Origin of the sequence: Neolewinella agarilytica (genome assembly GCF_900110645.1) — a bacterium.
Lineage (GTDB): Bacteria > Bacteroidota > Bacteroidia > Chitinophagales > Saprospiraceae > Neolewinella > Neolewinella agarilytica.
Window position 1 is genome coordinate 170,025 of record NZ_FOFB01000010.1, and the last position, 13,194, is coordinate 183,218.

At 52.1% G+C, this 13,194-nt stretch carries 9 protein-coding genes; 2 read left to right on the forward strand and 7 right to left on the reverse strand.

Annotated features, from left to right (window positions below; genetic code table 11):
- Positions 1-73 precede the first annotated feature (73 nt).
- The 5 genes from BM123_RS24435 to lysS all read right to left on the reverse strand — a co-directional run bounded on the left by BM123_RS24435 (position 74) and on the right by lysS (position 6,274).
- Positions 74-952: an NINE protein gene (locus BM123_RS24435; RefSeq protein ID WP_090168172.1), complete on the reverse strand. Its 879-nt coding sequence runs from the start codon at positions 950-952 to the stop codon at positions 74-76.
- 110 nt (positions 953-1,062) lie between these two features.
- Positions 1,063-2,310, reverse strand: coding sequence for a PP2C family protein-serine/threonine phosphatase (locus BM123_RS10810; RefSeq protein ID WP_090168174.1), 1,248 nt, complete (start codon positions 2,308-2,310; stop codon positions 1,063-1,065).
- A gap of 37 nt (positions 2,311-2,347) precedes the next feature.
- Positions 2,348-2,869 (reverse strand): DUF421 domain-containing protein, encoded by a 522-nt coding sequence (locus tag BM123_RS10815; protein ID WP_090168176.1) that lies wholly within the window; start codon positions 2,867-2,869, stop codon positions 2,348-2,350.
- Positions 2,870-3,194: 325 nt separating this feature from the next.
- Positions 3,195-4,580 carry a YfcC family protein gene (locus BM123_RS10820; protein WP_090168178.1) on the reverse strand — a complete coding sequence of 462 codons (1,386 nt, stop codon included), beginning with the start codon at positions 4,578-4,580 and terminating at the stop codon, positions 3,195-3,197.
- 152 nt (positions 4,581-4,732) lie between these two features.
- The gene (gene lysS / locus BM123_RS10825; protein ID WP_090168180.1) at positions 4,733-6,274 is read right to left on the reverse strand and encodes a lysine--tRNA ligase; all 1,542 of its coding nucleotides are present in this window, start codon (positions 6,272-6,274) and stop codon (positions 4,733-4,735) included.
- A gap of 386 nt (positions 6,275-6,660) precedes the next feature.
- On the opposite strand from lysS, the gene BM123_RS10830 reads away from it, so the two are divergent.
- Entirely contained in the window at positions 6,661-7,359 is a 699-nt protein-coding gene (locus BM123_RS10830) for a transposase (RefSeq protein ID WP_139211843.1), read from the forward strand.
- Between the two features lie 493 nt (positions 7,360-7,852).
- On the opposite strand, the gene BM123_RS10835 is transcribed toward BM123_RS10830, so the two are convergent.
- Together BM123_RS10835 and trkA are read right to left on the reverse strand one after the other, a co-directional pair.
- Positions 7,853-9,301 carry a TrkH family potassium uptake protein gene (locus BM123_RS10835; RefSeq protein WP_090168183.1) on the reverse strand — a complete coding sequence of 483 codons (1,449 nt, stop codon included), beginning with the start codon at positions 9,299-9,301 and terminating at the stop codon, positions 7,853-7,855.
- Between the two features lie 107 nt (positions 9,302-9,408).
- Complete coding sequence (gene trkA / locus BM123_RS10840) at positions 9,409-10,749, reverse strand: Trk system potassium transporter TrkA (RefSeq protein WP_090168185.1); 1,341 nt, start codon at positions 10,747-10,749, stop codon at positions 9,409-9,411.
- A gap of 464 nt (positions 10,750-11,213) precedes the next feature.
- On the opposite strand from trkA, the gene BM123_RS10845 reads away from it, so the two are divergent.
- On the forward strand, positions 11,214-13,190 hold the full coding sequence (locus tag BM123_RS10845; RefSeq protein ID WP_139211844.1) for a T9SS type A sorting domain-containing protein: 1,977 nt from the start codon (positions 11,214-11,216) through the stop codon (positions 13,188-13,190).
- The last annotated feature ends 4 nt before the right edge of the window (positions 13,191-13,194 follow it).

Below are 13,194 nucleotides of genomic sequence, written 5' to 3' on the forward strand. Positions count from 1 at the left end.
AAGGGGAATACTCCTCGTTTGTTTCACAGAGGAAAAATTAACAATACGGGTAACTGTTGCCCGAAAAACCGGACTAACTGAGTAAGCGCTTTTTCTGGGTAACGAATTCGTTTTCCGTCAACAGTCCCTTTTCCTTAAGGGTAGCCAGCCGCTGGAGCTGCTCCAGCAGATCTTCACTAATTTCGGGAAGTTCCACCATCTCTTCTTCACGGATGGGGTTTTCCAGAACTGTTTCTTCAGCGCTACGGTCGGGTGCCAGGCGGTAACCGTTTAGTTCAAACTCCGTGTAACCTGGCTGTACCCGCAGGAAAGCCAGACTGTCGTGCGCCCGTATACGCTCGAAGTCGTCAAAGCCAAGCGCAATGGCCCGGTCAAGGTGATAGAAAGCCTTATCAGCCTGTTCTTCACAACTGTAGGAGCAAGCGATGTTGAAATGACTGGCTACGTCCCGGGGGTTTTTCTCCAATGCTTTTCCAAAAGCGATAATGGCCCGGTCGTATTCGAAGTCTTTGAAGTAGCGCAGACCGGCCTTTCGCTCTGCCGCCCCTGTTTGAACGGGTCGGCTCGCCGGCGCATTTCGGCGGGCTTGCGTATTCGTGCGGTTAGCACGCGTCTGTTGGCGGCTTTGCTCGCGCAGCGAACGCTCCTGTTGGCGCTGGCGGTAGCGGCGCTCCCGGTCATTCATCGGAGCTTGCTGCTGGCGGGGTGCCTGACCACGCCTGCGGTTAGTATGACCAAGACTGGCCGGAACCTGCTCTTTGTTGTACTTCCGGTCAAAGGCTTCCTGATCCATGCTCAGAAACACAATGGCGTCAATCACCCCGATGACGGCAGCCAGGGGGAAAACGAATATATATAGTATGCCAAGGCCGATTTGCCCGAGATAGAAACGGTGGAGCCCCATGGGACCTCCGAAGAAAGCAAGTACGGCCGCTAGATTTTTGTCCTTCATGTGCAACGAATTAACGGCTAAAGGATCAATTTCGTTCTGTTTATTCTCATTTTTCGACAATCAGGTCGTTCCTGACTGTCAACGGGCCCGCCTCACGGGTTAACCTTACACTACTCCGGCCGGAAAATCCGGCAGGTCAGCACCGTCAGATCATCCGGATATTCGGAGTTCTGACGAAAGTCGTCCAGCATAACTTTGAGCGCGCCGTTGAAGGAAGCCGCTGACCGCCCGTGCTGCCGCTTCGCGAAGTTGTAAAGTATTTCCTCATCCAGCGTCTCTCCTGCGGCATTTTGCAAATCCGTCAAACCGTCGGTATAGGTGACCACTAACGCCTGACTCGGCAAATCAATTTCGCCAACCTCCAGCATCGGCAACTCATCAATAGATCCCAAAACCAGTGTGCCTTCGGTAAGCAGCTTAATGCCCTGATCATGCACCAGCACAGCAGGCGGATGTCCGGCGTTTACGTAACGGAGTTTATGGCTTTCCAGATCGTACTCCGCCACAAAGAAGGTAATGAACCGCTCCCCCTGGGTAATTTCGTAAACCGCTTTATTGATGTCAATGACAAACTCGCGAAGGCTGGACCGCTTTTTGATCAGCGTATGGAAATTCGCCTGAAAGTTGGCCATGAGCAGGGCCGCGGACACCCCCTTACCCGTAACGTCTCCGATACAAAAGACGAGTTTGCCGTCCTCAAATTCCTGGAAATCGATGTAGTCCCCGCCTACCCCGAGCTTCGGCTTGTAAATAGTATCGATCTCGTATTGATCCGTAATCGGGAATAACTCCGGAATCAGCATTTTCTGCACCGTAGCGCCCAGATCAAGGTCGGCCTCCAGCCGTTCCTGTTCCAGTTGTCGGCGGAAGAGGCGCTTATTTTCAATCGCTACCGCAATTACGTTCGTGATGGTGGTGATAATCTGCACCCGTTCGAACATATCATCCTCTTCCTCAAACCTACCGATGAGGATGTAGGCAATAGGCCGCTCTTTGTGCAAGACCGGCACCACGTGCTCAAACTGTGCGATAAAGGTGGGGTTATTGCCTTCAATTAGTCCCGGACGGGTAAATTTCCCGAGGGCGGCCCCCAGGTCAATCCCCGGCAGCGGTGCCTCGGATTGCCCGATCTGAGTAGCCAGCACCCATTCCGTATCCTTTTGGCTGTTGCGGACCAACAGTACCATTTGGGTAACACCCAATTCCTTGCGCAGAAATGCCCGGTACATATCAAAAAGATCCTCGGCTGCAACGTTGTTGTTGATCGCCTGCGTGATCTGCAGCAGACGGCGTACCTGCAGCTGCCGCAGGTGAAGCTCGCGCTCTAGTTTTTCCGTCCGGTTGAATGGGTGAATCATCGGGCGGTAAATATAGGCACAGCCGGGGAAGTTAAGGTTATCCCCGAATACCTTCCAGCAAACATTCTTCCACTACCGAATCTTCGTCGCCGTGAAGCACCGAAACATCACCGGTTGTTTCGAAAACAACAGCTTTTACTTCAGAGAGCCGGAGCACATTAGCCTCGCGAAGCTTGGCCATCAAATCAGCGTGCGTAACACCGGATTTCGCCATGTTCTCCTGAAAAATTTCGCCCTTTCGCATCAGCAGCACGGGCTGGTTTTCACCGATGTTTTCCAGCCAGTCAAAGTGACGTTTCCCGTAAGAGAACAATTGCTGAAAGCCAATAATGCACAGCATCGCAACCGTGCCCTTCAACCAGCTCTGCCCCGTATTCATGGCTACTGCAGCCAAAATGGAGCCAACGGCAATGGTGGAAGCAAAGTCAACACTAGACATTTTCGCAAACGAACGAAGACCGTAAATTCTCACTATGATCAGGATCGTAGCCATAATCATTATACACGAGGCGGCCGTCTTAAGGATGATCGGCAGGGAGGCAATTAACCAGTTTTCCATAGGGGCTTTATTGAATTAAAGCGTAAGCCGGAGCAGTATTGTTTGGCGGGCGCAGACGCAGGTGCCATGTTTGGATTGGGAGCAGTGAAGAAAAACAGCCAACTAGAAAAGCCAACGGCTAATTCCAAAAAAATAACCCGCCCATTTCAAGCTAATGAAACGCTTCCGTCTCGTGCGCATCAAGCCTAAAACAAAAGTGGGCGTTTGCCAGCGACACTTTGCTCTCCAAACCCTCTTTTGCACCTGCGTTTGCGCCCTATCCCCAACTATCTGACTGCTTGACTATCTGACTGCTTGACTATCTGACTCCTTGACTCCTCCCTCCCTAGCTATACCCAATCGCCACCGCCACCAGCAGCCCTACCCAGGCCCAGACCAGCAACATCCCCGTCAGCGGCAGCGCGAAGCGCAGCCAGCGATCAAAAGGTACCCGGCAAAGCGACAGCATGGCCACCAGCCCGCCCAGGGAAGGATTGAACAGGTTCGTCACCCCGTCTCCGATCTGGAAGGCGAGGATGGAGATCTGGGGGCTCAGCCCCAGCGCCTCCCCCAGCGGGATCATCACCGGAAGCGTCGCCATCGCCTGTCCGCTCCCCGAAGGGATGAGCAGGTTCAGGCCGCTCTGCCCGATGGACATCCCTACGGCAGACGCATAGGTCGGCAAACCACTCAGTGCCTGCGCCAGCCCGTGGCTAATGGTGTCCTGAATCTGCCCTTGCTCCATGATAACGCTCACGGTAGTTGCCATCCCGATGATGAAGGTTGCCGGGGCCATCTGGGCGATGGATTTAAAGCCGGCCTCCGTCACCTCCCGGCCGGAGAGACCACTCGTCAGGGCGCACACCACCATCACCATCAGGAAGATGGCCGAAGTATCGTTGATGTGCAGCTCCCATTTGAAAACACCGTAAAGGACAATGCCCAGTCCGGCCAAAAACACCGTCAGCAGCCACCAGTTCCGCGGCGTGATGCTGTATTCGTTCAGCGGTTTACTCAGTTGCATGCCGGAGACATCCAGCCCGCGGCCGATGCCACTTTCCGGGTCGGCCTTCAGCCGCCGGTAATAGCGGACGTTATACCAGGCCATCAGCAGTAAGCCGCCGGCACAGACCACCGAGCGCAGCGCCCAGCCGCTGAAGAGCGGTAGATCCGCGATTAGGTGCCCGTTCCCCACCGTATAGAAATTGATGGGCGAGAGGCCGAAGGCAACCGTCATGCCGCCAATGCTCACCCCGGCAGCCAGAATTAAGTCTCCGCCCAGTGCCAGCATCACCACCGCTGCAATCGGGATGGTCGCAATATTATTCTCATAACCGACCATGATGCCCAGCGCACCGTACACGAAGGTCAGCAGGACAATCAGCAGCTCCGCGTGCTTGCTGCCCATCCGGCTTACCACCTTGCCGACAACGTTTTCAATCGTCATCGTTGCCTCCAGAATGGAAAACATCAGGGCACTGACCAGACAGATGAAAATGATCGGTGTCGCTCGTTTGTACCCGTCCGGGAAGGCCCGAAAAATGTCGAACAAGTTAAGTGGTGAAGCCTCCACCTCGTGGTAACTGCCCGGCACTACGCGCATCCGGCCGTCTACGGCCACCCGCTCATACAGCCCTGCAGGCAATAGCCAGGTCATAGCCCCGACCGCCAGCACGATGAGCATTAACATAATCAGCGGGGACGGGATGCGGGCATACCAGGGGCGGGACATGGGCGGGGAGTTTGCGCCGAATGTACGAAAAGGGAAGGAAGGCCTATCCCTTTGTCATAAAATGAGCTAATTACTCATTGGCCGGCTAAAGCCGGGGCTGTGTTATGAAGCTCTTCGAGCTTGAGAGTTCGCCTTGCACCTGCGTCCGCGCCCTACTCCTCTCCGCCTTCCGCCTTTTCCGGCTTCATCTGCGGGAAGAACAACACTTCCTGGATAGACTTCTGTCCCGTTACCAGCATCACCAGGCGGTCGATACCGAAGCCGATACCGGCCGTCGGGGGCATACCGTACTCGAGGGCACGGAGGAAGTCTTCGTCGATGGGCATCGCTTCATCGTCTCCCCGGTTGGCGAGTTCGACCTGCTCTTCGAAGCGTTCGCGCTGGTCGATCGGGTCGTTGAGCTCGGAGTAAGAGTTAGCAATTTCCTTGCCGTTCACGAAGAGCTCGAAGCGCTCGACCAGGCCGGGCTTGCTGCGGTGCTTCTTCGTCAGGGGTGACATCTCAACGGGGTAGTCGGTGATAAAAGTAGGCTGGATGAGCTTGGCCTCTACGTGGTCACCGAAGATTTCATCGATGATCTTGCCGCGGCCCATCGTCTTGTCCAGTTCCACGTGCAGGCGCTTGGCGATGGCGCGTAGTTCGTCTTCGTCAGCACCGCTGATGTCTTCCCCGGTGTATTCCTTGATGGCCTCGGCCATGGGCAGGCGACGGTAGGGGCCGGCAAAATTAATTTCGTGCCCGTCCGCCATCACCGTAGCGTTGTCACCGCCGTTGACGGTCTTGATGATGTACTCCAGCATCTTCTCCGTGGTATCCATCATCCAGTTGTAGTCCTTGTAGGCTACGTAGAACTCAATGGCGGTGAACTCGGGGTTGTGCGTCCGGTCCATCCCCTCGTTGCGGAAGTTCTTACTGAACTCATAGACTGCGTCGAAGCCACCGACGATGAGGCGCTTCAGGTACAGCTCGTTGGCGATACGGAGGTACATCGGAATGTCCAGCGTATTGTGGTGAGTTGCGAAAGGGCGGGCAGCCGCCCCGCCGTGGATGGCCTGCAGGATCGGCGTTTCCACTTCTACCATGCCCATACCGTCGAGGAAAGTCCGGATGGCGGTGACGAGCTTGGTACGCTTCAGGAAAACTTCCTTCACGTGTGGATTCACCACCAGGTCAACGTAGCGTTGACGGTAGCGCAACTCGGGGTCGGAGAAAGCATCGTAAACATTACCGTCGTCGTCCGTCTTAACGACTGGCAGCGGACGCAGACTCTTGCCCAGGAAGGTAAATTCCTTGACGTGAACGGAGGTTTCTCCCGTCCGGGTCTGGAACACGTGGCCGGTAACACCGATGAAATCACCCAGGTCGAGCAGCTTCTTGAACAGGGTGTTATAGAGGGCCTTGTCTTCGCCGGGGGCGATGTCGTCTCGGCTAACGTAAATCTGGATGCGACCGGAACTGTCCTGAATGCTGGCAAAAGCCGCCTTCCCCATAATGCGGCGGGCCATCAGGCGGCCGGCGATGGTGACTTCTTTAAAATTCGTTGACATCTTATCATCGTCAAATTCCGCCTTTGCGTTGATCTCCTCGGCGAGGTGAGTAACGGGAAAGGTAGGCGCGGGAAAGGGCTCGATGCCCATTTCACGAATTTTTGCCAGGTTGTCTCTGCGGACGAGTTCTTGTTCGCTGCGTTCCATATTGATCTTTTGCGGGTGCGAAGATAAGTTTATAGTCAGGGAGTCAGGGTGTCAGGGAGTCAAATAGTTCGTACAACCTTAACAATATCAAACAGGCAAAAATTTCATTCCTGCTTTTTCAGGCGCAGACGCAGGTGCAAGAAGAGGCTTAAAGGAGCAGGGGAAAGTTCCCGGATGAGGAGCTCCGCTCCGAAAGCTCAGCCGCTTGCGGCGTGCATGAAGGTATCCATGCCAACGTCACACTCGCGCATGCGCTCGGGCATTTCGGACCGGAGGTCCTCAACCTGGGAACGTCGCATACAATTAGAATGTCAATAGAAAACCGATAATCCCCGGATGAGGAGCTCCGCTCCGAAAGCACGAGGCGGAAGCCGAGAAAGGGATATTTGCTCAAGTCCAAAACCTACCATAGTTTTATTCATATGTACACTTTAAATCGCCAGATGAAACACCGGCCTATCGGTCACGTCCCCGTTCATATTGTTTACCGATTAGCTGGCAGCCTTCCAGTATCCGTGATTCAGGAATTAAAGAGAGGGCGCGAGGCACTCTTTCTCCAGGCAGAAGCAAAAATCAATGCGCTTCCGGATCAGGTTTATAAACACTTTGCAGATCAATGTCTTGAAGAAATTGGAGAAGGCATTGAAAACCTTTTAGAAAAAGCCCTGCACGAAAAATCCAATGGCCCGTATCACCTAAAAGAGGAGAAACTTGCAAAAATAGTAATCGACTCCTGGCATTGGCTGGTTAAGGAATACGGTTTGTATGTGTATGCCATTTGCGTCATGTCAAACCATGTCCATGTTCTTTTACGTGGCCCTGAAGGAGAGTCTGCTCTTGACCCCGCACTCATTATGAAAACACATAAAAGCTTCACGGCTAATCAATGCAACAAGCTGCTTGGCACCAGCGGGAGCAGTTTCTGGGCGCCCAATTATTTTGACCGCGATGTGCGGGAAGGAACTTTCACCAGAGTAGTTTGGTACATCCTGAATAACCCCTTTCAGGCTGGCCTGGTGCAAAGCTGGAAAGACTGGCCCGGTACTTGGCTTCATCCTGATTTTCATGACTTGTTTGGAGGGTAGCTCCCCGGATGAGGAGTTTTGCTCCGGAAAAACAGCCGCTCGTGGCGTGCATGAATGCATCCCTGCCAGCGTTATACTCGCGCATGCGCTCGGGTATTTAGGACCAGAGGTCCTCAGCCGGGGATGATCGCAGGTCGTTTGAATGGCAATAGGATACCGACAGTCCACGGATGAGGAGCTCCGCTCCGAAAGCTCAGCCGCTCGCGGCGTGCATGAATGTAACTCTGCCAGCGTTACACTCGCGCAAGCGCTCAGGTATTTCGGACCGGAGGTCCTCAACCGGGGAAGATCGCAGGTCGTTTGAATGGCAATAGGACACCGACAGTCCACGGATGAGGAGCTCCGCTCCGAAAGCTCAGCCGCTCGCGGCGTGCATGAATGTAGCTCTGCTAACGTTACACTCGCGCAAGCGCTCGGGTATTTCGGACCGGAGGTCCTCATCCGGGGATGATTACACTGCTCTTTAACGTCACCTTGCACCTGCGTCCGCGCCCTAATTCAGCCGCCAGAAATAAGGCGTAAACAGCACCAGCACCGTAAATATTTCCAATCTCCCGACGATCATCACGAAGGAGAGGAACAATTTGATGTGCGCGGGCAGCCAGGCGAAATTATCCACTGGCCCAACGCTCCCGATGCCTGGCCCAACGTTTCCAATGCAAGTAGCCATGGCCCCGATGGAAGTCATAAAGTCAAGGCCCATCATTGCCAGAATGACCGAACCCAGAACGAACAACAGCAGGTAAAGCAGCAGGAAATTAAACACGTGGGTGATAATCTTCCCCGGTACAACGTCCCGATTTACCCGCAGCGGCACGATAGCCGAAGGGTGAATAATTCGTTTAAACTCCAGGTAACTGTTTTTGAAAAAAACGAGGTGGCGGATCAGTTTAATCCCACCAGACGTAGAGCCCGCACAAGCCCCCAGAAAAAGCAACACGAAAAATATCAGCGTCAGGCTGGTAGACCAACTGGTATAGTCCGCCGAGACGAAGCCCGTCGTCGTGATCAAACTCACGATCTGGAAGAGGCTATCGCGAAAGGCTTGCTCAAAGTCAGCTCCGCCCGTAGCGTAGTAAACCTTTGCCGTCACGATAAGGGTCAGCAATACCACCAGACCGATGTAGGCCTTCAGTTCGTCACTCTTCCAGACTTCCGCCCAGCGGCGCTTCAGACTCAGGTATAAGACAGTATAGTTCACCCCGGCAAAGAACATAAACAGGATAAGCAAGTATTGAATCGCCGGGCCAAAGGCCGCCGCGCTGGCGTTGCGGGTGCTGAAGCCACCGGTTGCCATGGTCGTCAGAGCATGATTAATGGATTCGTAAGGACTCATGCCAAAAAGCATCAACAGGACGGTCAGTAAGCCCGTCAACCCGACGTAAATGAACCACAGCCGTTTGGCCGTTTCACTGATGCGGGGATGGAGCTTGTCCGACGTCGGCCCCGGTGCTTCGGCCGCAAAAAGCTCAATTCCACCAATACCGAGGAGGGGGAAAACGGCTACCGTCAGGACGATGATGCCCATCCCACCGATCCACTGAGTGAGACTACGCCAGTAGAGCAGCCCGCGGGGCTGCGCCTCAATATCCGTTAATACCGAAGCGCCCGTTGTCGTCATACCGGAGACCGTCTCGAAAATCGCCTCCGGCACCGATGGAATCATCCCGCTGTACAGATAAGGCAACATGCCCGATAGCGTCATGGCCACCCAGCTCAGGGCAACAATCAGGTAGCCTTCCCGCTTGCGAATCGGAATTCCTTTCGGGCTCTTCACCAAAAACAAACCTCCGCCCATTGCAATGGATGTAAGCCCCGCCAGTAACAACGGCCTTGAATCTTCCCCGAAGTATAAGCTGAACGGTAGCCCCGTCCACATCATCACCCCCACAATGCAAAGCAGGATGCTGACGACACGGGCGATGGGACGGTAGTTGATCATTTTTAGTTGGTAGTGTTGTAATCGGTAGTCGGTAGTCGGTAGTATTGTAGACGGTAGTATTGTAGGCGATCTATAGTCTACCGACTACAAAACTACCGTCTATCAGTCTACCTAAAGAGTTCCTCCAGTCGTTTAATCGCTTGTGGCAGGGCAAAAACGATGACTTTATCGTTGAGTTGCAGTTGTGTTTCTCCGTTGGGAATCAGAGTCTGCTCCCCGCGAATGACACCACCAATGAGGGCAGTATCCGGAAAATGGAGATCCTTGAGCTGCTTTTTGGTCATTTGATTCGACTTGGTAATCACGTATTCAATGACTTCCGCATCCACGCCGTGCAGGCTCGTGATGGCCTCAATATTACCCTTCCGCACAAAACGGAAAATACTGTTAGCTGCCAGCAGTTTTTTGTTAATCAGCGTATCCACGCCAATGTTCTGGCTGATGTGGATATACTCTTTGTTTTCCACCTGAGCAATGGTTTTATAGACACCATGGTTACGGGCAGTCAGACAGCTGATGATGTTCGTCTCGCTGTTATCCGTCAGAGATATGAAGGCGTCCATGCTGTCCAACCCTTCTTCCTGCAACAGGTCAATATTAGTGTAGTCTCCCTTAATGACGAGGACATTATTGAGCTGCTGATTGATTTCCTGGCAACGCGTTTTCTTCTTCTCTACGATGGTAATGTTGTAGTTATCCTGTAGTCGCTTAGCGGTGGAAATGGCCAGATTCGTCCCGCCCAGAATCATGATGTTCTTTACGGTTCGCTGTTTTTTACCCACGAACTCCTGCACCAGATGTTGTTTTTCCGGCTTGGTGATGAAGTAAATATGGTCGTTGGTCTTTAGCTGTGTGAATCCACGGGGGATGATCGTTTTGTGCCCGCGCAAAATGGCAATGGGGTGCAGACCCACCGTAGAGCGCAGGTGTTTGATATCCGCCAGGCGAACTCCTACCAGAGGGCTCCCGTCCTCCAGCGTAATGCCAAGGAGCGAAAGCTTCCCCTCCTCAAACTCAAAGATATCCGTGAAGGAACATTGCTTGATCAAGCGCTCAATCTCCATCGCGGCCAGCTGCCGCGGACTGATGATCTGATCAATCCCCAAAGAGCAGATCGTTTCCTCATGCTCCGGCTCCATGTACTCCTCATTGTCGACCCGGGCAATAACGCGGCGACTGCCCAATTTTTTGGCGATAATGGCGGCCATCATATTCGTCTTCTCCGAAGTGGTCACGGCCAGCATCAGATTAGAGTCGCCTACCCGGGCTTGCTCCAGGGTGGCAATGCTGGTGGCATCTCCGCGGATGGTCATAACGTCCAGATGGCTACCGGCATAATCCAGCACCTCCTGATCGTTGTCGATCAGGGTAATGTTCTGGTTTTCCGTTACCAATAGTTCTGCAAGGTGGAAGCCAACGTCTCCGGCTCCGGCAATGACGATATTCATAAGCTTGAAGCGCCCTTTTCGTTTAGGACGGCGCAAAGGTCGGTAATGTTTGGGGGATTGGGGTTGCGGCGGGAGAATCGTGTGTATCACCAGATATCTCATGGGGCGATGCCCCTGGAGCGATGGGTTCCCTCGTCGGCTTCGCCGACTTGGTCAGCCATCGCTACTAGCAGACGCCCTTTCAGGGCTGGGGTCAGCAGGAGAGTCCGCCTACCTATATTCCTCCTATCTGTTGACGAGGTATTTTGCTTTGCGCAACAACCTCCAAATAAAAAACGACCACTCGCCACCCAACCCATATTTTAATCTATTCGAACAATAAAATCAGAATAAACACACACCAATAGCCAACTTTTAATTATCATTGCAATGTACTAAAACACGCATTATGTTACCACCTACCAACTACCAACTACCAACTACCAAAAATAGGTTTTCTTGCCATTCTTTTTTCATTTTTTTCAATGACAATTGATGCGCAAAGCACCTCCTCTAACTTTGTGTACAGCGACCATACTGACTGCGGTTCCCTAAGCCAGACACATGAATTCACGGTTCCTATTGAGGAAGATAAATACGATGGATTAGTGGATGGCAAAGAAATTCACTACACCAGATTAAGTGACCCTTCGCCAAGTGATGACTGGCAAATGAAGTGGAGTTTCCTAAAAATAGAACAGCTCGATATGGAGTGTGATGAACGCCCTTACGTGACCACCTTCTTCGATGGCTTCGCAGGAACGGAGCTTGACACCAATAATTGGATTACCGGATATCGAGACATCCCTCCTTTTAATCTCACGCTTAATGAAGAGGACGCCAAAAGCTTAGCACTGCCCGAATTTGTAAGCGTTGAAGATGACCTACTACGACTTCGTATTGGGACCAACAACACCGGGAACAACACCGTTACTTTTATTCAGCCAGACAGCTCTGAGGTTGAGCGGTCTTTTAGAAACGGAACTGGGACTATAACAACTAATACTAATAGAAAATGGGAAACTCAAAATTTACGAGGAGGCTGCCTTTCGAAGGGCAGATACACCATTAGGGCTAAAGCTCCTCAAGTTCATCTTGATGAAAGTTTCGTAAGTGCAGTATGGTTCTTCGGCTGGGCCGGAGAAGTGGACCTTTACGAACAATGCCTTAACAATAACTCGTCCCTAGGTAATAGTTGCGACGTGATGAAGGCCAGTTTTCACCAATGGGCCGTTGATGACGGCAATGTCGGACAGCATTACGATTTACAAAACAGAAGCCCTAATGCCGGAGAGAGTGGCGAACACATGTTCTACCAGAAAAAAATTGAAGACAAAGGAAAATATAGTGGAAAATTTATAGAATACCAACTTGAATGGACCCCGTACGAGATGATAATCAGATACGACAATGAAGAAGTATTCACTTTTCACAGATACTGGACTTTTGACGAGGAAGGGTGCAAGCGATTTCCACTGACTTGTGATAGAATCCCGAGCGGAGTTCCATTGGATAACGTCTGGGAAATTGTCACCTGGAATCGGTGGAGATCCTTTTTCATGGACTTGGTGATTTCTACAGGCCTTAACAGAGCAGATGAAGTTTTTGAAGAAGACGAATTCTTCGAAGTCGACTGGGTCCGTTTCGAACACAAAACAGACAATGCTCTCATCAACGGACCGGAATTACTCTGCCCCGGAGAAAACCTTGGTGATTTCAATTATTCCATGACCTTTGATGATGTCATTCAAGGCCCCATTCAATGGTCATTTTCAGAAGAAGGTGTTGTACCCCGTTCAAGTCTAAACCAAAACCCACTCCGCTTATGGTCGATAGATGACGATTTGAACTCTTTCGACATCCAGGCGACCACCCAAAACGGACTAAGCTGTATGGATTACCGGGTAGCAGGAACCGTACGGGTGGGTAACCCAACCGTGGAAAACTTCACAACAGAAAACCGTGGATGCAGCGGGCTTGTGCTATATGGTGACTACCCTGCCGATATTGGAACCTACGATTGGCAGGTTTTTCCCACCGACAAGAACGTTCCGCTCGATATTACTCAGGGAGATAATTGGCTGGCGGTACATCCGGACGATTTAAGCTCAACCGCTTCTTATGGCTTCCGGTACATTCTGACCCTCACCAATCGATGCGGCCGCACCCAGCAAGAAGGCTTTCATTGGGTACAGGGCTGTAAAGAATTCACCATCAAGTCTATTACCAATCCCGTTACTGATTTACTCCGCTACGTCATCTATGAAGATGGGAAAGAGTACGCGAGGGACAACGAAGTTGATGTCTTTCTTTATGATTTCAATGGGAATGTCCTTTCTACTCAAAAGTCAACGGGTAGAGGAGAAATAGCCGTGACTCCCCTTCAGCCAAAAACCTATTATCTCTCTGCAAAAATTCCAGGTACAGAACAGGCCGTTAGTACCACAATCATCAAGAACTAAGACT